This window comes from Blastococcus sp. SYSU D00669, from assembly GCF_054050715.1.
Genome location: NZ_JBJGZV010000047.1, coordinates 15,463 through 41,296, shown reverse-complemented (window position 1 = coordinate 41,296; position 25,834 = coordinate 15,463). Strand labels below are relative to the sequence as shown.

The following is a 25,834-nucleotide window of genomic DNA, read 5'->3' as shown; positions in this document are numbered from 1 at the left end:
CCACCGGCGACGACGACGTCGTACTGCCCGGCGATCAGCCCGGCCGCGGCGAAGTGCACCGACTGCTGCGAGGAGCCGCACTGCCGGTCGACGGTCACGCCGGTCACCGACTCCGGCCACCCGGCGGTGAGCACCGAGGTGCGGGCGATGTCGAAGGTCTGCTCGCCCACCTGCGACACGCAGCCCCAGATGACGTCCTCGACCACGCCGGGCTCGACCCCGGCGCGCTCGACGAGCGCCTTGAGCACGTGGGCCGACAGCTCGGCCGGGTGCACCCCGGACAGCCCGCCGTTGCGCTTGCCGACCGGCGTCCGCACGGCCTCCACGATCACTGCGTCCCGCATGTCCCTGCCTCTCCCCACGACGGTGTGACTTCCGCACTGTAAGCCTGCTCCGCCGCGAAGTGTGAGACCCATGTCAACTTCGACGGCGGAACGGGTTCGAGCCGGTGCGGAACAGCGTCTCCTGCGCGAGGCTGGCGGCCAGCGTGCCGTCGGCGGTCGTCAGCGAGCCGCTGTACCAGCCCCGCCCCGCCGAGACGGTGTGCGGCACGAGGTCCATGAGCACCCAGTCGTCCAGCCGCGCCGGCCGGTGGAACCACACCGCGTGGTCGATGCTCGCCCCGGGCGACGCCTCGTCGTCCGGCAGCGCCGACAGACCCGTCCCGATGTCGGACAGGTAGGTCAGCACGCAGGAGTGCACGAGCCGGTCGTCGGGCAGCGGCACCGAGGTGCGCGCCCAGAACCGGGTCGGCCAGTGCCCGTCCGGGTACGGCTGCGACGGCAGCCGGCCCTCCATCGAGAACAGCCGCGGCAGCGTGTGCGCCGGCAGCCCGTCGGGCGGCTCGGCGTCCGGGGCCGGGTCGACGGCGACCTCCGGGCCCTCGGCCGCCGCGGCGAAGGACGCCGACATGCTGAACACGACCTCGCCGCCCTGCAGCGCCACCACCCGGCGGGCCGAGAACGAGCGCCCGTCGCGGTCGCGGTCCACCCGGAAGACCGTCGGCCGGGCCGCGTCCCCGCTGCGCAGGAAGTAGCCGTGCAGCGAGTGCGGCAGCCGGTCGGGCTCGACCGTGCGCCCGGCCGCGAGCAGCGCCTGGGCGGCGACCTGCCCGCCGTAGAGCGGGAAGGGGTCGGCGAAGACCAGCGTGCTGCGGTAGAGGTCGCGGTCGACCTCCTCCAGGTCGAGGACGTCGAGCAGCGTCGGGTCGCTCACCGCCCCTTCCACACCGGCGCGCGCTTCTCGGCGAACGCGACCGAGCCCTCGCGGGCGTCCTCGCTGGCGAACACCGGCTCCACGATCTCCGCCTGCCGGGCCCACCCCTCCTGCCACGACCACTCGGCCGACGAGCGGGCGACCTGCTTGGTCGCGGCCACCGCCAGCGGCCCGTTGGCCGCGATCGTCGCCGCCAGCGCCAGCGCGCCCTCGAGCGCCCCGCCCTCGGGGGTGACCCGGTTGACCAGCCCGATCTCGGCCGCGCGCGGCGCGGTCAGCGGGTCGCCGGTGAGCAGCAGCTCCAGCGCCAGCGCGTACGGCACCCGCCGGGTCAGCAGCAGCGCCGCGCCACCCGCGGCCACCAGCGACCGCTTCACCTCCGGCACGCCGAAGCGGGCGGTCTCGGCGGCGACGACCAGGTCGCAGGCCAGCAGCAGCTCGAACCCGCCGGCCAGCGCCCAGCCCTCGACGGCGCCGATGAGCGGCTTGCGCGGCGGCGTCTGGGTGATCCCGCACAGCCCGCGGCCCTCGATCGCCGGGGTCTCCCCGCGCAGGAACGCCTTGAGGTCCATGCCGGCGGAGAACGTGCCGCCCGCCCCGGTGAGCACGCCCACCCGCAGCCCGTCGGAGGCGTCCAGCTCGTCGACGGCGGCGGCCACCGCGGCGGCGACCCCGGCGTCGAGCGCGTTCTTCGCCTCCGGCCGGTTGATCGTGATGACCTGCACGCCGTCGCGCGCCTCGACCAGCACCTCGTCGCTCACCGCTGCTCCTCCCTGTCGGCCTGCACCACGGCGCCGCTGTCCAGCAGCGCCCTCACCTCGTCGTCCCCGAAGCCCCACGCGCGGAGCACCTCGACCGTGTCCTGGCCCGGCGCGCGGGGGACGCCGCGCACGGCGGCCGGGGTGCGCGAGAACCGCGGCGCCGGCGCCGGCTGCGGGCCCAGCCCCTCGTCGACGAACGTCCCGCGCGCCGCCAGGTGCGGGTGCGCCGGCGCCTCGGTCAGCCCCAGCACCGGCGTCACGCACGCGTCGGTCCCCTCGAACACCGCCGTCCACTCCGCCCGCGTGCGCGAGGCGAACGCCTCGGCGAACAGCCGCCGGTGCTCCGGCCACGCCGCGACGTCGTGCTGCCCGCTCCCCGGGAGGCGACCGGTCAGCCCCAGCCCCTCGACGAGCAGCGCGTAGAACTGCGGCTCCAGCGCCCCCACGGCCATGTGCTCGCCGTCGGCGCAGCGGTAGGTGTCGTAGAACGGCGCGCCGCCGTCGAGCAGGTTGCTCTCCCGGCGGTCGCGCCACAGCCCGCCGCCGAGCATCCCGTAGACCATCGTCACCAGGGAGCTGGCGCCGTCGACCATCGCCGCGTCGACCACCTGACCGCGGCCGCTGGCCGCCCGCTCCAGCAGCGCGGCCAGGATCCCGACGACGAGGAACATCGACCCGCCGCCGAAGTCGGCGCCGATGTTGAGCGGCGGCACCGGCTTGTCCCGCGGGCCGATGGCGTGCAGCGCGCCGGTGAGGCCCAGGTAGTTGATGTCGTGCCCGGCGCGCGCGGCGAGCGGGCCCTCCTGCCCCCAGCCGGTCATCCGGGCGTAGACCAGCCGCGGGTTGCGGGCCGCGCAGTCCTCCGGGCCGATGCCCAGCCGCTCGGTCACCCCGGGGCGCAGTCCCTCGACCAGGACGTCGGCCTGCTCGACGAGCCGCAGCACCACCTCCCGCCCCTCGGCGGACTTCAGGTCGACCGCGGCGCACGGCCGGCTGCGGTGCAGCGCCTCCCGCTCCGGCGGGAACAGCTTCGCTCCCCCGCCGGGCCGGTCGACCCGGACCACGTCGGCCCCCAGCTCGGCGAGCAGCATGCACGCGTAGGGACCGGGCCCCAGCCCGCTGAGCTCGACGATCCGGATCCCGGCGAGCGGACCTGACGGCGACGTCACGGGCCGCACGCTAGCGAACCGCCCGCGGACCGGCGTGGTTGCATCTGTGCGGAACCGCTGGGTTCCGCCAGACCGACGGGGAGGTCCGTGCATGTCCGGGAAGTCGCCACTGGTCGCGTCGGCGATCGGCGCGGTGCTGCTGCTGGTGGGGTGCTCCTCCGCCGTCGGCGGCACGGCCAGCCCGGATCCCGGGATGGCCCCGCCCGAGGCGTCCTCGTCGGCGCCCTCCTCCCCCGAGCCCGAGGAGCCGGGCACGGCCGAGGTCAACGCCCGCGGGAACATCGAGAAGGAGGTCGGCGAGCCCGCCGGCGTGACCGGGGACGACGGCGAGCCCCTGCTCACCTTCACCGTCGACGAGATCGTCGCCGACTACACCTGCACCGGTGACCTGCCCGAGCCCGCGGAGAACGGCCACTTCGTGGCGCTGCGGATGACCGTCGAGACCGCGCCGAACCTGCCGCCCGACGCCTACTACGACATCAGCGCCTACGAGTTCTCGTTCATCGGCGGCGACGGCGTGACGTTCACCGAGGTCGACACCTTCGCCGCGTTCATCTGCGCCGCCGACGACCAGCAGCTGCCCTCCGGCGAGCTCGGCAGCGGGCAGCGGTACACCGGCACGCTCGTCCTCGACGTGCCGGGGAACTCGGGGATCGTCCAGTACCAGCCGTTCTACCTGCCCGAGGGCGGCTGGGAGTGGGAGTTCTGACGGCGGCTCAGGCGTCGCCGTAGACGGGGATCCGCGCCCCGCTGACCGGGGCGGCGTCCGGCCCGGCCAGGAAGGCGATCACCCGGGCGATCGCCGCCGGCGCGACGGCCCTCGCCGCCAGCTCCGGCGACATCCACGAGCGGTTGGCGGGGGTGTCGATCACCGAGGGCAGCACGCAGTTGACCCGGATGCCCTGCGGCCGCAGCTCGTCGGCCAGCAGCTCGGTCATCCGGACGACGGCGGCCTTGCTCGTCGCGTGGGCGACCGGCGCCCGGCCGCCGACCGCCGTCTTCGACCCGACCGCGACGATCGACCCGCCGGGCGGCATGCGGGCCGCGGCCTGCTGGCAGCACCACAGCAGGGACGAGACGTTGGACTCCCACATCTGCGCCCACACCTCGGGCGTGAGGTCGGCCAGCGAGCTCGGCCGGAAGCCGCCGGCCAGCGCGACGAGCACCGACGGCGGGCCGATCCGGTCGATCTCCGCCCACGCCGCGGCGGTCGCCGTCGGGTCGGCCAGCTCGGCGGCGACCGGGTGGACGCCGTCGGCGCGGCCCACCTCGTCGAGCGCGTCGCCGGCCCGGTCCAGGGCGACGACCTGCCGCCCCGCCGTCCGGAACTCCGCCAGCACGGCGCGCCCGAGCGCGCCCGCGGCACCGGTCACCACCACCAGCCCGGCCTCGTCCACGGCCGCCATCATGCCGTCGGCACGCCCGGGTTACCGGGCGGTAGCTCGTGTGGGATCGTCGGAGGCGTCCACGTACGACGACGACGAGGCTGTCGTCAGGGAGTAGAGGTCCCATGCGGTTGCAGCTGTCCCCGGAGGACGAGGCCTTCCGGGAGGAGATGCGCACCTTCTTCACCACCCAGATCCCGCAGTCCATCCGCGACACGGTGGCCCACCACCGCCACCTGACCAAGGACCAGTACGTCGAGAGCCAGCGGATCCTCAACGCCGCCGGCCTGGCCGTGCCGCACTGGCCGGTGGAGTGGGGCGGCAAGGACTGGACGCCGCTGCAGCGCCACATCTGGCGCGAGGAGATGCAGCTGGCTGCCGTCCCCGAGCCGCTGGCCTTCAACGCCAGCATGATCGGCCCGGTGCTCGCCCAGTTCGGCACGCAGGAGCAGAAGGAGCGGTTCCTGCCCGCGACGGCGAACGTCGACATCTGGTGGTGCCAGGGCTTCTCCGAGCCCGACGCCGGCTCCGACCTGGCCTCGCTGCGCACCACCGCCGTCCGCGACGGCGACGAGTGGATCGTCAACGGCCAGAAGACGTGGACCACGCTCGGCCAGCACGCCGACTGGATCTTCTGCCTCGTGCGCACCGACCCGACCGCCGAGAAGCGCCAGCGCGGCATCTCCATGCTGGTCTTCCCGATGGACTCCCCCGGCGTCACGCTGCGCCCGATCGAGCTGCTCGACGGCACGCACGAGGTCAACGAGGTCTTCTTCGAGGACGTCCGGGTGCCCGCCGAGAACCTGATCGGCGAGGAGAACGCCGGCTGGACGATCGCGAAGTTCCTGCTCGGCAACGAGCGGGTCGGCATCGCCCGGGTCGGCCACACCAAGCGCCTGCTGGCCGACGCCAAGGAGCACGCCCGCTCGATCGTGGTGAACGGCGTCCCGCTGTCGGAGGACCCCTTCACCACCGCCCGCATCGCCGAGCTCGAGAACGAGCTCCTGGCGCTGGAGCTCACCGCGCTGCGCGTGGTGGCCACCTCCGCCGACGGGCGCCCGCACCCGGCGTCGTCGGTGCTCAAGCTGCGCGGCTCGGAGCTGCAGCAGGCCGCCACCGAGCTGCTCGTCGACCTCGCCGGCCCGCTGTCGCTGGCGTCCTACGCCGACGGCGGCTCCGACGTCCCGGAGTGGGCACGGGTGGCCACGCCCGAGTACCTGAACTACCGCAAGGTCACCATCTACGGCGGCTCGAACGAGGTTCAGCGCACCATCATCGCCGGCACGATCCTGGGGTTGTGATCTGACCGTGGACTTCACCTACGACGACGAGCAGAACGCCCTCCGCGAGGCGGTGAGCGGGCTGCTGGCCCGCGCGTACGGCGACAGCGAGACCCGCCGGAAGGTCACCGCGACCGACCCCGGCTTCGACGAGAAGACCTGGGCCCGGCTGGCCGAGATGGGCCTGCTCGGGCTGCCGTTCCCCGAGGAGTCCGGCGGCATGGGCGCCGGCCCGGTCGAGGTGGCGATCGTGGCCGAGGAGGTCGGCCGGGTCCTCGCGCCCGAGCCGTTCGTCGAGGCCGTCGTCCTGGCCGGCGGGCTGGTCCAGGCGGCCGGCACGCCGGCCCAGCGCGAGGAGCTGATCGGCGGCCTGTCCGAGGGCTCGCTGGTGCCGGCCTTCGCGCACGCCGAGCCCGGCACCCGGTGGACCCCGACGGCGAGCGGCGTCCGGGCCGTGCAGGACGGCGACGCGTGGCGGCTGACCGGCGTCAAGGAGCCGGTGCTCAACGGGGCCCGCGCCGACGTCCTCGTCGTCAGCGCCGTGGTCGACGGCGGCACCCGGCTGTTCGTCGTCCGCGGGGACGCCGAGGGGCTGACCCGGACCGGCTACCGCACCCACGACGGCGGCCGCGCGGCCAAGGTCGAGTTCGCCGGCACCCCGGCCGAGCCGCTCGGCGACGCCGCGGGCGACCAGACGGCGGTCGTCGAGCGGGCGCTGGCCGAGGCCCGCATCGCCTACGCGCACGAGGCCGTCGGCGCCATGTCGACCGCGCTGACCACGACCGCGGAGTACCTCAAGACCCGCAAGCAGTTCGGGGTCACGCTCAACAAGTTCCAGGCGCTCACCTTCCGCGCCGCCGACATGTACGTGTCGCTGGAGCTCGCCCGCAGCACCGCGCTGTGGGCGTCGCTGGTCCTCGACGCCGGCGGGGACGTGATCACCGCGGCCGAGCGGGTGCGGCTGCAGACCAGCCGGGCCGCGCGGCACATCGGCAAGGACGCGATCCAGCTGCACGGCGGGATCGGCGTGACCGCCGAGTACTCGGTCGGCCACTACACCAGCCGGCTCACCGCGATCGACCACGTGCTCGGCGACGGCGACTGGGCGCTGGCCCGGCTCGCCGCCGGCGTCGACGCCTACCCGACGGTCGACCCGCTCGGCGCCCCGTACACCCGGTGAGCGCACCGGCCCCCGCCCTCGTCAGCCCCGCCTGGCTCATCGGCGGGCTCCGCAACGTCCCGGGCTACCTGGGCGCGGGCGGGGGCCGGCTCACCTTCGTCAGCGACACGCCGGTCTTCGACGTGCCGCTGGCCGAGGTGCACGACGTCAGCTGGCCGTGGCACTGGTTCGGCGGCGGGGTGAAGCTCACCGCCGCCGGCACGAAGTACAAGATCACCTTCGTGCGGCCCAACGGCATGCCGCAGCCCGACCCGTCGATGCTGCAGACCGCGGCGGGCGTCTTCGGCCTGCTCACCGGCACCTGGCACGACATCTCCGCGCTGCAGGGCCTGGCCGACATCGGCACCGGCCGCGCCGCCGGGGAGAAGTGGAAGCAGGTCCTCCCCGGCTGAGCAGTTCCGCTCCCGGCGCCCTCAGACCGCGATGTTGGCGTTGCGGTGGAAGACGTTGTCCGGGTCGTAGGCGGCCTTGATCCGCGCGAGCCGGGCGTACTTGGGGCCGTAGGACGCCACGACCTCGGCCGTCTCACCGGCGTCCAGCGAGTTGACGTACGTCGCCTTGCCCATGGCGTGGCGCTGCAGCGCCCCGTGCACCGAGCGGACCCACTCCCGCTCGGCGGGCAGGAGCTCCGGCACCGGCACCTCGCCGATCACCGCCAGCATGTACCGCGGGCTCCGGCCGCCGCCGAAGGCGGTCGCGTCGTCCGGCACCTGGGTGTACGCGCCGTCGAGCCGGTAGAAGACCATGACCGACAGCGGCGAGGCCTTGCGCGGGGCGAGGTCGGCGACGACGTCGATCACCCCGTCGGTGAGGTCCTCGAGGTAGCAGCTCTTCTCGTAGGCGTGCACGCCGTGGGCGTTGGCCTCGTCCTGCATCTGCTGCACCGCGGTGAACGGCATCGGGGCGGCGAACTCGAACAGCGGCGGCAGCGCGCCGCGCACCCGCTCGGCGACCGCGGCGTGCTCGGCCGGGTCGCCGAAGCCGACCAGGAACAGCGCGACGCCGACCCTCCCCTGGTGCTCGGGGGGCACGAACGGCACCGGCGGCGCGGTGAACGCCGCGGCCGGGAAGGCGGTCAGCGAGAGCGGCAGGTCCCGGACGACGTCCCGCATGACCCGCAACGCCTCCCGGCTCTGCCCGGCGTCCCAGAAGTGCAGCCCGAACTGCACCACCGGCCCGGCCTGCACCAGCGAGAACTCGAACTCCGTCACGACACCGAAGTTGCCGCCCCCGCCGCGCAGCGCCCAGAACAGGTCGGCGTTCTCGTCCTCCGCCGCCCGCAGCACCCGCCCGTCGGCGACCACGACCTCCGCCGACAGCAGGCGGTCGGCGGACAGCCCGCCCTGCCGGGTCAGCCACCCCATCCCGCCGCCGAGGGTCAGCCCGCCGACGCCGGTGTGGCTGACCACCCCCGAGGGCAACGCCAGCCCGTGCGGCGCGGTCGCGGCGTCGACGTCGCCGAGCAGGGCACCGCCCCCGACGCGGACGCGCCGGGCCACGGGGTCGACGACGACGGCGTTCATCCGCCGCAGGTCGACGACGAGCCCGCCCTCGGTGCTGGAGAGGCCGGGCATGCTGTGCCCGCCGCCGCGGACGGCGATCTCCAGCCCCTCCCGCCGGGCGAACCCGATCGCGGCGCTGACGTCGGCGGTCGACACGCACTCGACGACCACCGCGGGCCGCCGGTCGATCGCGCCGTTCCAGACCGCGCGCACCAGGTCGTAGGCGGGCTCCCCGGGCACGGTCACCGCTCCGCCGACGACGGCGCGCAGTGCCCCGATGTCCCCGCTGAGCGTCTGGGTCATGACCCCTCCCCTGCTGCCTGCCGTGCTGGGACGGGGCGGGAGTGTGGCCCGGCGGCCCGGTCCGGACCAGCCCGCCGCGGCAGGAACGTGCGCCGGCCCGGCCGCGCGTGGCGCTGCGTGGAGGACGGGACTCCGGCCGGTCAGCGCCGCCGCAGCACCCGCCCCGCCCGGCGGAGCAGTTCGTAGGCGGCCAGCGTGCCGGCGGCCGAGACGGCGACGATCACGAGGTACTCCAGCGCCGGGTGCACCGACCACCCGACCACGACGAACGCGACGGCGACCACCACCGGCTGGTGCAGCACGTACCAGGGCAGGACGGCGGACCGCGCATAGGCCGCCACCGGCGAACCCGGCGTCGTCCGCTCGGCCCGCGGCCCGGCCAGCGCGCCGACGATGGCCAGGGTCGCGCACCAGGCGGCGACGCCGAAGCAGGCCCGGCCGACCGAGGAGACCAGGTCCCGGTCCAGCAGCGGATCGGCCCCGGGCACCTCCCGCCGCAGCAGGAAGAGGGTGCCGGCGACGAGCAGGCCGGCGATCGCGGCCAGCGCGGCCGGGCGCACGCTGCGCCGGGCGGCGGCCCGCAGCCGCGGGTCGGCGGCCACGAGCAGGCCGCCGGCGAAGAACAGCCCGTAGGCCACCTCGTTCGACGCCGCGATGCCCTGGTCCTGACCGAGGAGCGCGCAGGCGGCGGCCACCGGGACCGCCGGCAGCAGGACCAGCCCGGGCCGGTGCTCCGCCGCCCCGCCCAGCCGGTCGAGGAGGCGCCCGCCCCGGTCGCCGGAGAGGAACCGGAGCACCGGAACCGCCGCCAGCGAGTACAGCAGGAGCAGCACGAGGAACCAGAGGTGCCCGGTCTCGAAGCCGCGGCCGTCCGCGGCGGGCTGCAGCAGGAACGGGAACTCCGACCAGTCCACGCGCACGCGGAAGAACCGCGGCCAGAACTCGGCGTAGGACTCGGTGTAGCCGGGGTCGGTCCGCAGCCGCAGCCACACGGGCAGCGGGACCAGCAGCACGGTGCCGAGCACCAGCGGGACGGCGATGCGCGTCAGCCGCCGCCGGACGAAGCCGGCGCCGTCGCGCCGGCGCCAGGAGGTCCAGGCCCCCACCCCGGCGATGAGGAAGACCAGCGGCATGGCCCAGACCACGACCGGCGCGGCGAGCGGCACGAGGACGTCGGTCGTCCGGTCGTCCTTGACGTAGAAGTCGTCGTCGGCGGCGAAGACCAGCGCGGCGTGGAACGGGACCAGCCCCGCCACCACGACCGCGCGGGCGACGTCGAGCTGCGGCCAGCGGTCGGTGCGGGCCGGCGACCCGGCGGGCCGCAGGTGCGTGCTCACGCCGGAGGATCCTGCCGCGTCCGGCGAGCGGGCGGCACTCAGCCGAGCATGGCGCGGCGCAGCTCCGCCGCGTCGGCGGTGACCTGCTCGAGCACGGCGGGCAGCGACTCCTCGCCGAGCACTCCGCAGGTGAGCCGGCTGATCGGCACCGGCTCGTAGCCCTCGGTGGTCAGGCGGGACGCGATCTCCGACGCCGCGCGCAGCAGGCTGCCGCCGTGGTCGGTGAGGTCGTCGACGGTCTTGAGCGCGGTGACCATGCCCGGCGGGAAGCCCCACTGCTCCAGCGCCACGGCGGTCAGCCGCAGGGCGTGGATGCCGTAGCGCCGGGCCTCCGCCGCGCGCCGGCCGAGGAAGGTCGGCTCCTCGGCCAGCAACCCGGCGTAGCCCTCCCGGTCGTTGTGGTGCAGCAGCGCCGCGCCCAGCCCGGAGAGCAGGCCGAGGCAGAGCGCGTCCTGCGGCCGCTCGCCGAACCGCCCGGCCAGCGTGGAGGCGGCCAGGGCCAGGCTGGTGGACAGGTCCCAGAAGTTCTCCGGCAGCCGCGACTCGTCGTCGAGGTCGGTCAGCGACACCGCCGCCATCGTGCGGACGGTGGTGAAGCCGATGACGGTCACCGCGAACTGCAGGGACGTGACCCGGCCGCGCATGCCGAAGTAGGCCGAGTTGGCCAGCTTCATGACCCGCCCGGCGAGGGCGACGTCGGTGGCCAGGACCGTGGCGAGCCGCTTGGCGCTGGTGTCCTCCGCGCCGGCCACCGAGACGATCTGCGCGGCCACCGGCTTCTGGACGGCCATCGTGTCGATGCCGGCCAGCACCTGCTCGATGTCGAACGTGGGGACCGACAGGGGGACGAGGGTCATGCCGGGCCTTCCCGTTGGGCGGCGAACCATGCGGCGGTCTCGGGGCCGGGCATCGGCCGGCCGAGCCCGAAGCCCTGGAGGTAGGTCGCGCCGAGACGGGCCAGCTCCTCGGCCTGCTCGACGGTCTCCACCCCCTCGGCCACCGTGCAGAGGTTCAGGTTGTGCGCCAGCGCGATGACCGCCGAGGCGATCTCGGCGTGGCCGTCGGCGAGCTCGGCGACGAACGAGCGGTCGACCTTGAGGCAGTCCACCGGGAGGTGCCGGAGGTAGGCCAGCGAGGAGTAGCCGGTGCCGAAGTCGTCGATCGCCACCTGCACGCCGAGGTCGCGCAGCTGCTGCAGCACGGCCCGCGCCAGACCGGGATCGGTCATCAGCGCCGACTCGGTGATCTCCAGCTGCAGCCGGGAGGCCGTGAGCCGGTGCCGGCGCAGCGCCGCGCGCACCTGGACCGGCAGGTTCTCGTCCAGCTGCAGCGCCGAGACGTTCACGTTCGCCCGCATCGGCGCCGACATGCCGAGGTCGCGGTCCCACTCGGCCAGCTGCCGGCAGGTCTCGTCGAGCACGAACAGCCACAGGCCGCCGACCAGGCCCGCCTCCTCGGCGAGGGGCACGAAGTCGGCGGGGCTGATCGGGCCGCGCGCCGGGTGCTCCCAGCGGGCGAGGGACTCCACGGCCACCGCCGCGCCGTCCCCGGCGATGAAGATCGGCTGGTACAGCAGCGAGATCTCGCGCCGCTCGATGGCGTCGCGCAGGTCGGCGACCAGCCGCAGCTTCTCCCGTGCCTGGGCGCGGCCCCGCTGGTCCAGCACGGTGATCCGGCCCTTGCCGCCGGCCTTGGCCTGGTACATCGCGATGTCGCAGTCGCGGATGAGCTCCTCGGCCTCGAGGTGGTCGGTCGTCTGCACGGTCACGCCCACGCTCGCGTGCGGCCGGATGTCCAGCCCGCCCAGGCGGACGACGGCTCCGAGCGCCTCGCCGATCCGGTGGGCCAGGGTGACCGCGGCGGCCTCGCCGACGCCCTCGCAGACGACGACGAACTCGTCGCCGCCGAACCGCGCGACCAGGTCGCCCGGCCGGACGGTGCGGGTGAGCCGCCGCGCGACCTCGACGAGCAGCTGGTCGCCGGCGGTGTGCCCGAGCGAGTCGTTGACGACCTTGAAGTTGTCCAGGTCGAGGAAGATGCAGGCCAGGTCGCTGCGGCCGGGGACGAACCGCTCGGCCACGTACTGCGCCAGCAGGATGCGGTTGGGCAGGCCGGTGAGCGGGTCGTGGCCGGCCTGGTGGGCCAGCCGCGTCTCGAACGCCAGCCGCTCGGTGATGTCCTCGATGGTGGCGACGAAGCCGGCGCCGACCCCGGGCGTGAACAGGTGCGCGAAGCGGAGCACCGTCGTCCGCTCGGTCCCGTCCTCCCGGACCAGCCGGGCCTGCGCCTCCGCGTCGTCCCCCTCGAGGGCGTCGGCGGCCGCGTCGACGACGGCCTCCAGGTCGTCGGGGTGGATCGTCTCCATCCACGCCGTGCCCAGCAGCTGCTCGGCGCGGCGGCCGACCAGCGTGCAGAACGCGTCGTTGACGTGCGCGAGCCGCATGCCCTGCTCCGAGAGCAGGGTCGGGATCGGCGAGCGCTCCGTCAGCGCGGCGAACCGCCGCTCGTGCGCGTCGGCGGTGGCCTGCAGCGCGCGCTCGTGCGCATCGCTGACCGAGGCGATCCGCAGGGTCCACATCCGGCCGCTCGGCATGGGGGTGGAGACGACGACGGCGTCCACCGTCACGCCGCGCGCCGTCCGCACCGGCAGGCGCATCTCCGCGCCGCGCTCGCGGCGCAGCAGCAGCTTGCGCTCGCCGCCGCGCAGGGTGGGCAGGAGCTGCTCGACCGGCAGCCGGCGCAGGTCGTCGCCGTCGTACCCGAGCAGCGCGACCGCGCCCTGGTTGCCCCAGGTCACCCGGCAGGTCGAACCCACGGTCTCGGCGACCAGGATCGCCATCGCCTCGGTCACCGCGGCGCCGTAGAAGATGCCGGCGACGACCTCGGGCGGCACGCGCTCGTCGTTCGGCGAGCTGCGCTTGGCGGCCACTGTTCTCCTGTCCTCGTGCGTGCGGGACCGCATCGGACGGTCCCCGCACCGACCCCATCGGCCGCCCGCAACGGTGGGTTTCGCGGATCGGTGCGTTCTCACCCCATCGAGGGGTGCGACGATCCGCAGGGCAACGGAGCCGAAGGGGATGGGGCGCGCATGCGGATCGGAGTTCCCCGGGAGTCCCGCCCGCGCGAGACGCGCGTGGCGGCGACCCCGACGACGGTGGCGGCACTGCGCCGCCTCGGCCACGAGGTGGTGGTCGCCTCCGGCGCGGGAGGGGCGAGCAGCTTCCCCGACGAGGAGTACGCCGCGGCCGGCGCGACCGTGGTCGGGGACGGCGAGGCCTGGGCCGCCGACGTCGTCCTGCACGTGAACCCGCCGACGCCCGAGGAGCTCGACCGCCTCTCCCCCGGCGCGACGCTGATCAGCCAGCTGGCGCCGGCCCTGGACCCGGCGCTGGTCGAGGAGCTCGGCCGCCGCCCGGTCACGGCGCTGGCCGTCGACGCGGTCCCCCGCATCTCGCGGGCGCAGGCGCTGGACGTGCTGTCGTCGATGGCGAACATCGCCGGCTACCGGGCGGTGGTGGAGGCGGCGCACGCCTTCGGCCGGTTCTTCACCGGCCAGGTGACCGCGGCCGGCAAGGTGCCCCCGGCCAAGGTGCTGGTCGTCGGCGCCGGCGTGGCCGGGCTCGCCGCGATCGGCGCGGCGAGCAGCCTCGGCGCGATCGTCCGCGCCACCGACGTCCGGCCGGAGGTCGCCGACCAGATCCGGTCGCTGGGCGGCGAGTACGTCGGCGTCCCCGCCGACGAGGGGCAGGGCGGCGGCACCGGCTACGCGAGCGTGACCAGCGAGGACTACGACCGGCGGGCCGCGGTGATGTACGCCGAGCAGGCCGCGGACGTCGACATCGTGATCAGCACCGCGCTCATCCCCGGCCGACCGGCGCCGCGGCTGATCACCGAGGAGATGGTCGCCTCGATGCGGCCCGGCTCGGTGGTCGTCGACATGGCGGCGGCGCAGGGCGGCAACGTGGCCGGCTCGGTGCCCGACGAGGTGGTCGTCACGCCGAACGGCGTCACGATCATCGGCTACACCGACCTGCCCGCCCGGCTGCCGGCGCAGGCCTCGCAGCTGTTCGGCACCAACCTGGTCAACCTGCTCAAGCTGCTGACGCCGGAGGCCGACGGGCGCCTGGTGCTCGACCTCGACGACGTCGTCGTCCGCTCGATGACCGTCGTCAAGGACGGCGAGGTGCTCTGGCCCCCACCCCCGGTGCAGGTGTCGGCGGCACCCCCGCCCGCCGTCGCGGCGCCCGCGCGCCTCGAGCTGCCCGTGAAGCAGCCGGTGCCGGCCTCGCGGCGGTTCGTGCTCGTCGGGCTCGCCGCGGCCGCGCTGTTCCTGGTGTCGGCGTTCTCGCCCGACGCGCTGATCGGCCACCTGACCGTCTTCGCGCTCGCCGTCGTCGTCGGCTTCTACGTGATCGGCTCCGTGCACCACGCGCTGCACACGCCGCTGATGAGCGTCACCAACGCGATCTCCGGGATCATCGTCGTCGGCGCCCTGCTGCAGCTGGGCCACGGCGACCCGGTGGTGACCGTGCTCGCCTTCGTGGCGGTCCTCGTCGCCAGCATCAACGTCTTCGGCGGCTTCGCCGTGACCCGCCGCATGCTCGGCATGTTCACGAGGAGCTGACCACCGTGACGCTGCAGACCGCCGCCGCCGGGGCGTACATCGTCTCGGCCCTGCTCTTCGTCCTCGCCCTGGCGGGCCTGTCGAAGCACGAGACCGCCAAGGCCGGCAACACCTTCGGCATCGCCGGCATGGCCGTGGCGCTGGTCGCCACCGTCACGCTGGCCGCCCGCGACGTCGAGGCCGCCGCGATCGGGCTGATCCTGCTGGCCATGGCGGCCGGCGCCGCGATCGGCCTGTGGCGGGCCCGCCGGGTCGCGATGACCGGCATGCCCGAGCTCATCGCGCTGCTGCACAGCTTCGTCGGCCTGGCCGCGGTGCTGGTCGGCTGGAACGGCTACCTCGAGGTCGAGGGCGCCGGTGCCGGGCAGACCGCGGTGGCCGACGACCTGCTCGGCATCCACTCCGCCGAGGTGGCCATCGGCGTGTTCATCGGCGCCGTGACCCTCACCGGCTCGATCGTGGCGTTCCTCAAGCTGTCGGCGCGGATCCGCAGCAACCCGCTGATGCTGCCGGGCCGCAACTGGCTCAACCTCGGCGCGCTGGTCGCCTTCGCCGTCCTGACGGTCGTGTTCGTGGTCTCCCCGGCGCTGCCCGTGCTGGCCGTGATCACCGCGCTGGCGCTCGCCCTGGGCTGGCACCTGGTCGCCTCGATCGGCGGCGGCGACATGCCGGTCGTCGTCTCGATGCTCAACAGCTACTCGGGCTGGGCCGCCGCGGCGTCGGGCTTCCTGCTCGGCAACGACCTGCTGATCATCACCGGCGCCCTCGTCGGCTCCTCCGGTGCGTACCTGTCCTACATCATGTGCCGGGCGATGAACCGCTCGTTCGTCTCGGTCATCGCCGGCGGCTTCGGCAACGAGGGCAGCATCGCCTCGGGCACCGAGGACGGCACGCACACCGAGATCACCGCCGAGGAGACCGCCGAGCTGCTGCGCACCGCCAAGTCCGTCGTCATCACCCCCGGCTACGGCATGGCCGTCGCCCACGCGCAGTACCCGGTGGCCGAGCTGACCCGCAAGCTGGAGGAGCTCGGGGTGCAGGTGCGCTTCGGCATCCACCCGGTCGCCGGCCGGCTGCCCGGCCACATGAACGTGCTGCTGGCCGAGGCGAAGGTGCCCTACGACGTCGTCCTGGAGATGGACGAGATCAACGACGACCTCGCCGGGACGTCGGTCGTGCTGGTCATCGGCGCCAACGACACGGTCAACCCCGCCGCGATGGAGGACCCGGGCAGCCCGATCGCCGGCATGCCGGTGCTGCGGGTGTGGGAGGCCGACAGCGTGGTCGTCTTCAAGCGGTCGATGAGCACCGGCTACGCCGGCGTGCAGAACCCGCTGTTCTTCCGCGAGAACACCCGCATGCTCTTCGGCGACGCCAAGGAGCGGGTCGAGGACATCCTCAAGGCGCTGTGACCCCGGGCGCGCGGAGCACGACGCAGCAGCGGCCGGGGCCGGGCTCCAGGCGTGCGTGGAGCCCGGCGTCCCCGCGCGCGTCGAGCAGCGCGGCGAGCAGGTCGAGGTTCATCCCGCAGACCAGCTCGGGATGCGTCGCGGCGAGCGCGTGGAAGGGGCAGTTGGCCAGCAGCACGCCGTCGCCGTCCGCCCGGGGCTCGTACCCGAGACCGGTGAGGACGTCGGTCAGCGGGGTCCCGGGGGCGGCGAGCCGCCGGCCCTCCGTGGCCGCGGCCGCGGCGACCGCGGGACCGACCGGGCCGTCGGCGGCCACGGAGACCGCCTCGGCCAGGATCCGCCCGGCCAGGTCGTAGTGCCGTTCGGGCAGCGTCACGGCGAACTCGCGGGCGGCCCTGCGGTAGAGCTTGGCCGGGCGCCCGGCGCCGGGGCCGCGGCGCCCGGACAGCCGGCGGTACTCGGTCTCGAGCAGCCCGTCGGCCACCAGCCGGTCGAGGTGGAACCGGACGGTGTGCCGCGGCAGCCCCACCCCGGCGGCGGCCTGGTCGCGCCCGACCGGGCCGTCGGCCTCGACGACGAAGCGGTACAGCGCCCGCCGCGCCGGGTCCGCGAGCGCCCCGACGGCGGCCAGCTCGTCCTCGCGCACGGCGCCTCCCGCTTCTAACGGACACTTCTCTTGCCGTAAGAGCGTAGCGGTCCTACGGTGCGGTGCATCCCCCTCGCACGCGGAGGAAGCGATGACGCTCTCCCTGCACCGCCGCGACGACGTCCCCGACGCGGAGTCCGCCGCCGCGGCCTTCCTCGCCGCGCTGGGCGTCGACACCGCGGCTCCCGGCCTCGTCGACACGCCCCGGCGGATGGCCGCGGCCTACGCCGAGCTGCTCACGCCCCGGGCGTTCGAGCTGACCACGTTCCCCAACGAGGAGCGCTACGACGAGCTGGTGCTGGCGCGCGGCATCCCGGTGCAGTCGGTCTGCGAGCACCACGTGCTGCCGTTCACCGGCGTCGCGCACGTCGGCTACCTGCCGGGCGAGCGGATCGTCGGGCTGTCGAAGCTGGCGCGGGTGGTGGAGCTCTTCGCCCGGCGGCCGCAGGTGCAGGAGCGGCTCACCGTCCAGGTGGCCGACTGGCTCTCCGAGCGGCTGCGCCCCCGCGGCGTCGGCGTCGTGATCGAGGCCGAGCACCTGTGCATGACGCTGCGCGGGGTGCAGGCACCGGGCACCAGGACGACGACCTCGGCGCTGCGCGGGCTGCTGCGCGAGGATGCGCGGACACGGGCGGAGTTCCTGGCACTGACCGACGGAGGCCGGAGATGAACATCGTCGTCGTGGGGGGCGGGCTCGCCGGGGCGCGGGCCGTCTCGACGCTGCGGGAGGAGGGGCACGACGGGCCGCTCACCCTGGTCGCCGCCGAGCCGCACCTGCCCTACGAGCGGCCGCCGCTGTCGAAGGGCTACCTGACCGGGTCGGCCGAGCTCGACTCGGTCTTCGTGCACCCGGAGCAGTGGTACGCCGACAACGACGTGCGGCTGCGGCTGGGCACCAGGGTCACGGCGCTGGACCGCGCCGCCTCCCGGGTCGCGCTCGACGACGGCGACGCGCTGCCCTACGACCGGGTGCTGCTGGCCACCGGCGCGGTGCCGCGCCGGCTGACCGTCCCCGGTGCCGACGAGCTCGCCCCGCGGTACCTGCGCACCATCGAGGACAGCCAGGCGCTCAGGGCGTCGTTCACCGCCGGCGCCCGCGTCGTGGTCGTGGGTGCGGGGTGGATCGGGCTGGAGGCCGCGGCGGCGGCGCGCGCGGCCGGGGCCGAGGTCGTGGTGCTGGAGTACGCGGAGCTGCCGCTGCTGCGGGTGCTTGGACCCGAGATGGCGCAGGTCTTCGCCGACCTGCACCGCGACCACGGCGTCGACCTGCGCTGCGGCGTCCGGATCGCCTCCGCGCGGGCCGGCGCGCTGGTGCTCGAGGACGGCAGCGAGGTCGCCGGCGACGTCGTCCTGGCCGGGGTGGGGATCGCACCCGACGTCGCCCTGGCCCAGGCGGCCGGCCTGGAGGTGGACGACGGCGTCGTGGTCGACGCCTCGCTGCGCAGCAGCGACCCGGCGGTGTTCGCCGCCGGCGACGTGGCGCGGGCGTTCCACCCCCGCTACGGCCGGCACCTGCGCGTCGAGCACTGGGCGAACGCGCTCAACCAGCCGCTCACCGCGGCGCGGTCGATGCTCGGCAAGCCGACCGTCTACGAGCGGCTGCCCTACTTCTTCAGCGACCAGTACGACCTCGGCATGGAGTACACCGGCCTGGCCGAGCCCGGCGGGTACGACAGGGTCGTCGTCCGCGGCGACCTGGAGGCCCGGGAGTTCGTCGCCTTCTGGCTCTCCGGCGACCGGGTGGTCGCCGGGATGAACGTCAACGTGTGGGACGTCATCGGGCCGATCCAGGAGCTGGTCCGCGAGGGAGCGCCCGTCGACCACGAGCGGCTCGCCGACCCGGACGTGCCGATCCCGGACCTGCGCCCGTGAGCGTGCAGGTCGTCCCTGCCACCGCCGACCGGTGGGACGACGTCGTCGCCGTCTTCGAGGGGCCCGGCGATGCGGGGCGCTGCTGGTGCCAGTGGTTCTACCGCGGCGCCGCGGCGACGCCCGAGCGGGCCGCGGCGAACCGCGACGCGCTGGCCGGGCAGGTCCGGGGTGAGCGGCCGCCCGGCGTGCTCGGGTACGTCGACGGCGTGCCGAGCGGCTGGGCGGCGGTCGGGCCGCGACCGTCGTACACGCGGCTGACCAACGGGCAGCTGCTGCGCGGCACGGCCGGCCTCGACGACCCGGCCGTGTGGGCGGTGACGTGCTTCGTCGTCCGCCGCGCCGCCCGGCGGCGGGGGCTGGCCGGGGAGCTGCTGGCCGGCGCGCTCGACCTCGCCCGCGCCGGCGGGGCGGGCGAGGTCGAGGGCTACCCGGTGGACGTCGCCGAGCGACCGAGGGCGAGCTCGGCCGAGCTGTTCCACGGGACGCTGTCGGTGTTCGAGCGCGCGGGCTTCCGGGAGGTCGCCCGGCCGCAGCCGGCGCGGCCCGTCGTCCGGCTGCGGCTGGGCTGACCGGTCACTCCCCGAGCATGCGCACCGAGAGGTCCCAGAGCCGGGCGGCGGACTCGGGGTCGAGCGCGTAGGGCGCCACGCCGGTGCGGGTGCCCTCCTCGTGCGGCAGCGCCTCGTTGCAGTCCTCGAAGTAGCGCCCGCCGACGCCGTCGACCAGCGGTGAGGCGGCCAGCAGCGCCGACGTGGCCGCGCCCTGCTCCGGCGTCTTCCAGGCCGGCGCCGCGGAGCCCATCTGCGCCCGCAGCCGGGCGAGGTCCTCCTCGGTCACGTGGCGCTGCAGGTTGGTGCGGATGCCCCCGGGGTGCAGCGCGTTGACGGTGATGCCGTGGTCGGCCCACCGCCGCGCGGCCTCGACGGCGAACAGCACGTTCGCGGTCTTCGACTGCCCGTAGGCCAGCCAGGGGTCGTAGGGGCGGGACCGGAAGTGCACGTCGTCGACGACGACGTCGGAGCGCAGGTGGGCGCTCGAGCTCACCGCCACCACACGGGCGCCGTCGGCGCCGGCCATCGCCGGGTGCAGCCCGGCGGCGAGGGCGAAGTGCCCCAGGTGGTTGGTGGCGAACTGGAGCTCCCAGCCCTGCCGGGTGCGGCGCAGCGGCGAGGCCATGACGCCGGCGTTGTTCACCAGCACGTGCAGCGGGCCGTCCCAGATGTCGAGGAACGTGCGGATCGAGCGCGGCTCGGCGAGGTCGAGCGGGAGGACGCGCAGCCACGGGTTGCCGGTGGAGTCGGTGATGTCGCGGGCGACCCGCTCGCCGGCCGCGCGGTCGCGGACGGCGAGGGTGACCTCCGCCCCGGCGCCGGCGAGGGCGCGGGCGGTCTCGGTGCCGATGCCCGAGGCGCCGCCGGTGACGATCGCGCGGCGGCCGCGCAGGTCGACGCCGGCGAGGACCTCGGCGGCGGTGGAGGTGGCGTCGAAGGGGGTGGTGACGCGGGTGGTGGCGGTCATGCCGGATGTCCCCTCACTGGGTGGACGTGGGGAACGGGCCGAGCCCGTAGGATGAGGTACCGGAGGCGCCTCCGGTATGTGTGGAACACTATCCGGAGGAACCTCCGGTACGCAACCCGGGACGAGAGGACGACGTCGTGACGGCAACCGGCGGCCGGGCGCTGCGCGCCGACGCGCAGCGCAACCGGGACCGTCTGCTCGAGGTGGCCGCGCACGCCTTCGCGGCGGGTGAGGACGTCACGCTCGAGGCGATCGCGCGCGAGGCCGGCGTCGGCATCGGCACGCTGTACCGGCACTTCCCCACCCGCGAGGCGCTGGTCGAGGCCGCCTACCGCAACGAGCTGGCCCGCCTCTGCGACGCCGCGGCCGAGCTGCTGCGGACCCAGCCGCCGGAGGCCGCACTGCGCACGTGGATGGACCGGTTCGTCGACTACATGACCACCAAGCGCGGGATGGCCGACGCCCTCAAGGCGGTGATCGCCTCCGGCGGGAACCCGTTCGCGCACAGCCGCGACCGGATGACCGAGGCGCTGGCACTGCTGCTGCGCGCCGGGGCGGAGGCGGGCACGCTGCGCGCCGACGCCGACCCCGCCGACGTGCTGACCGGTCTGTCGGGCATCTCGCTGGCCGCCGGTGACGCCGAGCGCCGGGAGCAGGCGGGCCGGTTGCTCGACCTCCTCGTCGACGGTCTGCGTTACGGCACGCCCCGGTCCTGACCTCGCGCGGGGGCTGTCCTTCCGGGCGCTGGGCTCCTACGGTGAACGCGTGCGCGCCGAGGGACTGCTCACCGACCCCACGGGGACGGCGGCGGCCGGGCACATCTGCTGGGTCTACGACGACGCCGACGACCTGACCGGTGCCGCGCGCCGCTACCTCGAGGAGGGGCTGGCCGCCGGCGACCGGCTGCTGTGGATCGGCGACCCCGGGCACGCCCGGCTCATCCGCGCCGAGTCGGGTCCGCTGGCCGACGTCGCCGGCCTGATCGACCGCGGCGAGCTCGAGGTGCTCGACGTCCGCGCCGGCTACCAGGGATCGGCGGCCTTCGTCCCCGGGGAGCAGCTCGCCTTCTACGACGCCGCCACGCGGCAGGCCGTCGCCGACGGCTTCCACGGGCTGCGCGTCGTCGCCGACGTGAGCGACCTGGCCGCCGACCCCGACCGCCGCGCCGACCTGGTGCGCTGGGAGCACCTGGCCGACGAGTACATGGCCTCGGGCTCCGGCATGGTGGCGCTGTGCGCCTACCGCGCCGACCTCGAGCCGGAGGCCCTGGCCGACGTCGCCTCGGTCCACCCGCAGGTGCGCCCGCGCGACGAGGGCCCGCCGTTCCGCGTCTGGTTCGACGGCGGCACGCTGACGGTGGGCGGGTGCGTCGACGCCTTCGGCGCGGAACGCCTCGGCCGGGTGCTCGGCGGGACGCACGTCGAGGGTGCGGTGGTGCGCATCGACCTGACCCGGCTGCAGTTCGTCGACGTGGGCGGCTGCCGCGCGCTGGCCCGCTGGGCCCGGCAGGTGCAGGAGCGCCCGGCTCGCGTCGAGTTCGTCGGCGCCTCCCGCCTCCTCCGGCGGATGTGGGCCGTGCTCGGCTTCGACGAGCACGTCTCCGTCGCCTTCGTGGAGCCGCCTGCGTGACCACGGCGGCCGAGCCCGTGCCCGGGTTCGCGCACGAGGGGTTCTTCTACCGGGACGCCGAGGGGTTCACCACCGGCGCCGGGGAGTTCGTGCGCGCCGGCCTCGCCGCCGGCGAGGTGGTCGTCGTCGCCGAGCCGCGGCCCCGCCTCGACCAGCTGCGCTCGGCGCTGGGACCGGCCGGCGACGCCGTGACCTGGCTGGACATGGCGGAGGTCGGCGGCAACCCGGCGCGGATCATCGACGTCTGGGCCGACGCCCTCGCCCGGGCCACCGCGCAGGGGCGGCAGCTCCGCGGCGTCGGCGAGCCGGCCTACGCCGGCCGCCGCCCGGCCGAGCTCGTCGAGTGCGGGCTGCACGAGCGGCTGCTCAACCGCGCCTTCGGGAGCGGCCCCGCCTGGCGGCTGCTGTGCCCGTACGACGAGGCGCGGCTGCCCGCGGAGGTGTGCGCGCACGCGCGTACCACGCACCCGCACGCCGGCCCGGACGACGCCGGCGACCGGGCCGCCCTCGCCGCCGCCCTGCCCCCGCCGCCGGGTGCCGTGCTGCGCGGCGGCTACCGGGCCGGCGACCTGCCCGCGGTGCGGCGCACCGTGCGCTCCTGGGCCCGCTCCTGCGGCCTGCCCCGGGACCGCGTCGAGGACCTCGAGCTGATCGCCGCGGAGCTGGCGAGCAACGGCATCCGGCACGCCGGGGGCGGCGGCACCGTCGGGATGTGGGTGGCCGACGGCGCCGCCGTCCTCGAGTTCTCCGACGCCGGCCGCCTCGCCGAACCGCTCACCGGCCGGCTGCGGCCGGCCCCCGACGCCACCGGCGGCCGCGGCCTGTACCTGGTCAACCAGCTCGCCGACCTCGTCCAGCTGCGCTCGTCCGACGCCGGCACGACCGTGCGCGTCCTGACCTGGCTCTGAGCCGGCCGTCAGGCGTCGCGCTCGAGGACGAAGAAGAACGGGTCGTCGAGGCCGCGGGCGTCCATGAGACCCAGCAGGGAGCCGGGCCCGGTCCGGCGGAAGACGTCGATCACCGGCAGCGCGTCGTAGACCATCGCCGCGGTGGTCACACCGCGGTGCTCCACGGCGCGCAACCGGGCCGCCGGCCGGCGGGTGCGGCGCAGCGGCCGGACGGCGGCGAAGCCCAGCCGGGCCACGGGCGTGCGGGCCAGCTGGGGCAGCCGGAACAGCAGGCCCAGCGGGGCGTGCGCCGGGTCGACCGGGTGCGGGACCCCGGAGCGGTCGCGGAACAGCAGCGGGTGCACGGTCTCGGCGTCGAGGAACTCCTTGCCGTACCAGCCGTAGGCCTCGAGCAGCCCGTCGAGGCGGTGCCCGGTGGGCAGCCCGCTCCCCCGCCACCGGCCGGTCAGCTCGTCCGGCGTCACGGCCGGTGAGCGGTCGAACCACGTGAGCGCGGCACCGGCGTCCATGCCCCGGACGCTAGCCGCCGGGAGCCGCCGGAGAGGATCGGGGCGCACCGCAGCACCGAGGAGGACCGGCATGACCCAGGACCCGGCGGGCACCGGCGCCCCGGCGTGGTTCGCCCGCGCGCTGGCCGCGGCACCCGAGCACCGCGACGTCGAGGTCGACGGCACGCGGGTGCACTACCGCGTGTGGGGGCCGGTGGGGGCGCCCGGGCTGGTGCTCGTGCACGGCGGCGCGGCGCACTCCGGCTGGTGGGACCACGTCGCCCCGCAGCTGTCCTCGCACCGGGTGGTCGCGCTCGACCTCTCCGGCCACGGCGACAGCGGCCACCGCGAGATCTACGACATGCGCCAGTGGGCGCGGGAGATCGTCACCGTCTGCGAGGCCGAGGCGCTGCACCGGCCGGTGGTGGTCGGGCACAGCATGGGCGGCTGGGTGGCCGTCACCACCGGCGTCGAGCACCCCGACGCCGTGGCCGCGGTGGCCTACATCGACTCGCCGCTCAACGACCAGCCGCCGGAGGAGGCGCGGCTGGCCGAGATGCGCCGTCCCCGCCGGCCCCACCCCGACCTGGACGAGGCCGTGGCGCGGTTCCGCACCCTGCCGCCGCAGGACGTCGTCCTGCCCTACATCGGGCGGTACGTGGCCCGGCAGTCGCTGCGGCCGGTGGAGGGCGGCTGGACGTGGAAGTTCGACCCGACCTTCTTCGGCCGCCGGCTGCTGCTGCGCGACCTCCTCCCGCAGCTGGGCTGCCCGGTGGCGCTGTTCCGCTGCGAGCACGGTCTGGTCAGCCCCGAGATGGCGGCGGAGATGGGCCGGCTGGTCCCGGGCACGCTGCCGGTCGTCGACCTGCCCGACGCCGGCCACCACCCGATGCTCGACCGGCCGCTGGCCCTCGTCACCGGCCTGCGGACGCTGCTCGCGCTCTGGCCTGCCGCCACGGCCGTGTGACGTTCGTCGCTTAGGGTGTGGTCCGCGACACAGAGGGCGAAGGAGCCACCCATGCAGCAGACCCCCTGCGATCAGGGCAACCACACGTTCTGCACCCACGACTGCGCGTGCGCCTGCCACGACGACTGCGAGTGACCGGCCGGCGGCCGCAGGGCGGCCGCCGGCCGGACGCTCAGAACGGGTAGGCGGGCAGGTCGCCGCGCAGCGTGACCCACTGCGTCTCGGTGAACGCCTCGATGTTGGCCTGCGGGCCGCCGTGCCGGGAGCCGGTACCGGACGCGCCGACGCCGCCGAACGGGGCCACCGCCTCGTCGTTGACCGTCTGGTCGTTGATGTGCACCAGACCGCTCGGGATGCGTTCGGCCAGCTGCAGCCCCGCGTACACATCGCGGGTGAGGATGCCCAGGCTGAGCCCGTACTCGGTGCCCGCGGCCAGCTCGGCCACCTCGTCGAGCGTGGAGAACGGCGTCACCGGGGCGACCGGGCCGAAGATCTCCTCCTGGTAGGCCGGGGCGTCCACCGGGACGTCGCCGAGCACGGTGGGCCGGTAGAACAGCCCGTCGTAGGTACCGCCGGTGCGCACCGTGGCGCCGCCGTCGACCGAGGCGGTGACCAGCCCGTGCACCCGGTCCCGCTGGCCGGCGTCGATCAGCGGGCCCATCGCGACCTGCTCGCGGAACGGGTCGCCGACCGGCAGCTTCTCGACCTTCTCGGTGAGGATCGCCGTGTACTCCTCGGCGATGTCGCGGTGCACCAGGTGCCGGCTGGTCGCCATGCAGATCTGCCCCTGGTGGGCAAAGGTGCCCCACGCCCCGACCGACGCCGCGGCGGCCACGTCGACGTCGGGCAGCACGATCAGCGCCGAGTTGCCGCCGAGCTCGAGGTGCGCCCGCTTGAGGTGCTGGCCGGCCAGCGCCCCGACCGATCGCCCGGCCCGCGTCGAGCCGGTGAACGCGATCACCCGCACCCCGGGCTCGACCACCAGGGCCTCGCCGACGTCGGCGCCGCCGGGCAGCACCTGCAGCACACCGGCGGGCAGCCCGGCCTCCTCGAAGACGCGGGCGAACATCGCGCCGCCGGAGACGGCCGTGCGCGGGTCCGGCTTGAGGATCACCGCGTTGCCCAGCGCCAGCGCCGGGGCGACCGCGCGGATGGCCAGGATCGTGGGCACGTTGAACGGCGCGATCACGCCGACCACGCCCGCCGGCAGCCGCCGGGCGAAGGACAGCCGCGGGGTGCCGGTCCGCAGCAGCTCGCCGTACGGGTGCGACGGCAGCGCCGAGGCCTCGTAGCACTCGGCCGCCGAGGTGTGCACCTGGAAGTCGCCGAACGGCTGGATCGCGCCGGACTCCCGCGCCAGCCAGCCCCTGATCTCGTCGGCGTGCGCCTCGAGCACCTCGCCGGCCCGGCGCAGCACCCGGGCCCGCTCCTCGAACGGCGCCGCCGCCCACGCCCGCTGCGCGGTGACCGCGCGCTCGGTGGCGGCCGACACGTCCTCCGGCGTCGCCTTGCCGACCGGGGCGATCACGTCGCCGGTCGCCGGCTCCACCGCGTCGTAGGTGCCGCCCGACCCGTCGGTCCAGGCGCCGGTCCAGACCTTGCCGTGCCAGGCGCCGTCGTCCAGCAGTGCCATGTCGTCTC

The 25,834-nt window shown here is 75.3% G+C and carries 26 protein-coding genes; 13 read left to right on the top strand and 13 right to left on the bottom strand.

The features are described 5' to 3' along the window. The 4 genes from ACI8AF_RS24030 to ACI8AF_RS24015 form a co-directional block, all read right to left on the bottom strand. On the bottom strand, positions 1-344 hold a 344-nt coding region (locus tag ACI8AF_RS24030; protein WP_456542290.1), incomplete at its 3' end, for a thiolase family protein. Between the two features lie 73 nt (positions 345-417). After that, complete coding sequence (locus ACI8AF_RS24025) at positions 418-1,215, bottom strand: acyl-CoA thioesterase (protein ID WP_456542289.1); 798 nt, start codon at positions 1,213-1,215, stop codon at positions 418-420. Continuing rightward, positions 1,212-1,976, bottom strand: a complete 765-nt coding sequence (locus tag ACI8AF_RS24020) for a crotonase/enoyl-CoA hydratase family protein (protein ID WP_456542288.1) — start codon at positions 1,974-1,976, stop codon at positions 1,212-1,214. Before ACI8AF_RS24020 ends, ACI8AF_RS24025 begins: the two co-directional genes overlap by 4 nt. Further along, positions 1,973-3,145, bottom strand: a complete 1,173-nt coding sequence (locus ACI8AF_RS24015; protein WP_456542287.1) for a CaiB/BaiF CoA transferase family protein — start codon at positions 3,143-3,145, stop codon at positions 1,973-1,975. Before ACI8AF_RS24015 ends, ACI8AF_RS24020 begins: the two co-directional genes overlap by 4 nt. 91 nt (positions 3,146-3,236) lie before the next feature. On the opposite strand from ACI8AF_RS24015, the gene ACI8AF_RS24010 reads away from it, so the two are divergent. Beyond that, positions 3,237-3,854, top strand: coding sequence for a hypothetical protein (locus tag ACI8AF_RS24010; RefSeq protein WP_456542286.1), 618 nt, complete (start codon positions 3,237-3,239; stop codon positions 3,852-3,854). 7 nt (positions 3,855-3,861) lie between these two features. Here ACI8AF_RS24010 and ACI8AF_RS24005 read toward each other — a convergent pair whose 3' ends face one another. After that, positions 3,862-4,542, bottom strand: a complete 681-nt coding sequence (locus ACI8AF_RS24005) for an SDR family NAD(P)-dependent oxidoreductase (RefSeq protein WP_456542285.1) — start codon at positions 4,540-4,542, stop codon at positions 3,862-3,864. A 113-nt stretch (positions 4,543-4,655) separates the two neighbouring features. Between ACI8AF_RS24005 and ACI8AF_RS24000 the strand changes: the two genes are divergently transcribed. From ACI8AF_RS24000 to ACI8AF_RS23990, 3 genes are read left to right on the top strand one after another with little or no spacing between them, the layout of a single operon-like run. Beyond that, positions 4,656-5,831, top strand: a complete 1,176-nt coding sequence (locus tag ACI8AF_RS24000) for an acyl-CoA dehydrogenase family protein (RefSeq protein ID WP_456542284.1) — start codon at positions 4,656-4,658, stop codon at positions 5,829-5,831. Between the two features lie 7 nt (positions 5,832-5,838). Continuing rightward, entirely contained in the window at positions 5,839-6,990 is a 1,152-nt protein-coding gene (locus ACI8AF_RS23995; protein WP_456542283.1) for an acyl-CoA dehydrogenase family protein, read from the top strand. Beyond that, positions 6,987-7,382: a hypothetical protein gene (locus tag ACI8AF_RS23990; protein WP_456542282.1), complete on the top strand. Its 396-nt coding sequence runs from the start codon at positions 6,987-6,989 to the stop codon at positions 7,380-7,382. The genes ACI8AF_RS23995 and ACI8AF_RS23990 overlap by 4 nt, the downstream gene beginning before the upstream one ends. A 21-nt stretch (positions 7,383-7,403) precedes the next feature. Here ACI8AF_RS23990 and ACI8AF_RS23985 read toward each other — a convergent pair whose 3' ends face one another. The 4 genes from ACI8AF_RS23985 to ACI8AF_RS23970 form a co-directional block, all read right to left on the bottom strand. Beyond that, entirely contained in the window at positions 7,404-8,795 is a 1,392-nt protein-coding gene (locus tag ACI8AF_RS23985) for an FAD-binding oxidoreductase (RefSeq protein WP_456542281.1), read from the bottom strand. Positions 8,796-8,935: 140 nt separating this feature from the next. Beyond that, complete coding sequence (locus tag ACI8AF_RS23980) at positions 8,936-10,132, bottom strand: acyltransferase family protein (RefSeq protein ID WP_456542280.1); 1,197 nt, start codon at positions 10,130-10,132, stop codon at positions 8,936-8,938. A gap of 38 nt (positions 10,133-10,170) precedes the next feature. After that, positions 10,171-10,989: an HDOD domain-containing protein gene (locus ACI8AF_RS23975; protein ID WP_456542279.1), complete on the bottom strand. Its 819-nt coding sequence runs from the start codon at positions 10,987-10,989 to the stop codon at positions 10,171-10,173. Further along, positions 10,986-13,094 carry a putative bifunctional diguanylate cyclase/phosphodiesterase gene (locus tag ACI8AF_RS23970; protein WP_456542278.1) on the bottom strand — a complete coding sequence of 703 codons (2,109 nt, stop codon included), beginning with the start codon at positions 13,092-13,094 and terminating at the stop codon, positions 10,986-10,988. The genes ACI8AF_RS23975 and ACI8AF_RS23970 overlap by 4 nt, the downstream gene beginning before the upstream one ends. 171 nt (positions 13,095-13,265) lie before the next feature. Between ACI8AF_RS23970 and ACI8AF_RS23965 the strand changes: the two genes are divergently transcribed. Beyond that, positions 13,266-14,756, top strand: coding sequence for a Re/Si-specific NAD(P)(+) transhydrogenase subunit alpha (locus ACI8AF_RS23965; RefSeq protein ID WP_456542277.1), 1,491 nt, complete (start codon positions 13,266-13,268; stop codon positions 14,754-14,756). Positions 14,757-14,761: 5 nt separating this feature from the next. Then, positions 14,762-16,168 carry a Re/Si-specific NAD(P)(+) transhydrogenase subunit beta gene (gene pntB / locus ACI8AF_RS23960; protein ID WP_456542276.1) on the top strand — a complete coding sequence of 469 codons (1,407 nt, stop codon included), beginning with the start codon at positions 14,762-14,764 and terminating at the stop codon, positions 16,166-16,168. Here the strand turns inward: pntB and ACI8AF_RS23955 are convergent. Further along, positions 16,155-16,811, bottom strand: coding sequence for a helix-turn-helix transcriptional regulator (locus ACI8AF_RS23955; RefSeq protein ID WP_456542275.1), 657 nt, complete (start codon positions 16,809-16,811; stop codon positions 16,155-16,157). The genes pntB and ACI8AF_RS23955 overlap by 14 nt on opposite strands. A 91-nt stretch (positions 16,812-16,902) precedes the next feature. Between ACI8AF_RS23955 and folE the strand changes: the two genes are divergently transcribed. The 3 genes from folE to ACI8AF_RS23940 are packed head-to-tail and all read left to right on the top strand — an operon-like array spanning position 16,903 to position 19,252. Further along, positions 16,903-17,481 carry a GTP cyclohydrolase I FolE gene (folE, locus tag ACI8AF_RS23950; RefSeq protein WP_456542274.1) on the top strand — a complete coding sequence of 193 codons (579 nt, stop codon included), beginning with the start codon at positions 16,903-16,905 and terminating at the stop codon, positions 17,479-17,481. After that, positions 17,478-18,683 carry an NAD(P)/FAD-dependent oxidoreductase gene (locus ACI8AF_RS23945; protein ID WP_456542273.1) on the top strand — a complete coding sequence of 402 codons (1,206 nt, stop codon included), beginning with the start codon at positions 17,478-17,480 and terminating at the stop codon, positions 18,681-18,683. Before folE ends, ACI8AF_RS23945 begins: the two co-directional genes overlap by 4 nt. Next, complete coding sequence (locus tag ACI8AF_RS23940; RefSeq protein WP_456542272.1) at positions 18,680-19,252, top strand: GNAT family N-acetyltransferase; 573 nt, start codon at positions 18,680-18,682, stop codon at positions 19,250-19,252. Before ACI8AF_RS23945 ends, ACI8AF_RS23940 begins: the two co-directional genes overlap by 4 nt. A gap of 4 nt (positions 19,253-19,256) precedes the next feature. Here the strand turns inward: ACI8AF_RS23940 and ACI8AF_RS23935 are convergent, their stop codons facing one another. Continuing rightward, on the bottom strand, positions 19,257-20,201 hold the full coding sequence (locus ACI8AF_RS23935; protein WP_456542271.1) for an SDR family NAD(P)-dependent oxidoreductase: 945 nt from the start codon (positions 20,199-20,201) through the stop codon (positions 19,257-19,259). Positions 20,202-20,338: 137 nt separating this feature from the next. Here ACI8AF_RS23935 and ACI8AF_RS23930 point away from each other — a divergent pair, with 137 nt between their 5' ends. From ACI8AF_RS23930 to ACI8AF_RS23920, 3 genes are read left to right on the top strand one after another with little or no spacing between them, the layout of a single operon-like run. After that, complete coding sequence (locus ACI8AF_RS23930; RefSeq protein WP_456542270.1) at positions 20,339-20,917, top strand: TetR/AcrR family transcriptional regulator; 579 nt, start codon at positions 20,339-20,341, stop codon at positions 20,915-20,917. Positions 20,918-20,966: 49 nt separating this feature from the next. After that, positions 20,967-21,830 (top strand): MEDS domain-containing protein, encoded by an 864-nt coding sequence (locus tag ACI8AF_RS23925; protein ID WP_456542269.1) that lies wholly within the window; start codon positions 20,967-20,969, stop codon positions 21,828-21,830. Next, a complete protein-coding gene (locus tag ACI8AF_RS23920; RefSeq protein ID WP_456542268.1) occupies positions 21,827-22,738 on the top strand; it encodes an anti-sigma factor RsbA family regulatory protein in 912 nt (303 codons plus the stop codon). Before ACI8AF_RS23925 ends, ACI8AF_RS23920 begins: the two co-directional genes overlap by 4 nt. Positions 22,739-22,746: 8 nt before the next feature. Here ACI8AF_RS23920 and ACI8AF_RS23915 read toward each other — a convergent pair whose 3' ends face one another. Continuing rightward, a complete protein-coding gene (locus tag ACI8AF_RS23915; RefSeq protein WP_456542267.1) occupies positions 22,747-23,247 on the bottom strand; it encodes a DUF4334 domain-containing protein in 501 nt (166 codons plus the stop codon). 70 nt (positions 23,248-23,317) lie between these two features. Between ACI8AF_RS23915 and ACI8AF_RS23910 the strand changes: the two genes are divergently transcribed. Next, positions 23,318-24,193 carry an alpha/beta fold hydrolase gene (locus ACI8AF_RS23910; RefSeq protein ID WP_456542266.1) on the top strand — a complete coding sequence of 292 codons (876 nt, stop codon included), beginning with the start codon at positions 23,318-23,320 and terminating at the stop codon, positions 24,191-24,193. A gap of 172 nt (positions 24,194-24,365) precedes the next feature. Here the strand turns inward: ACI8AF_RS23910 and ACI8AF_RS23905 are convergent, their stop codons facing one another. Further along, positions 24,366-25,826 carry a benzaldehyde dehydrogenase gene (locus ACI8AF_RS23905; RefSeq protein WP_456542265.1) on the bottom strand — a complete coding sequence of 487 codons (1,461 nt, stop codon included), beginning with the start codon at positions 25,824-25,826 and terminating at the stop codon, positions 24,366-24,368. Positions 25,827-25,834 lie beyond the last annotated feature (8 nt).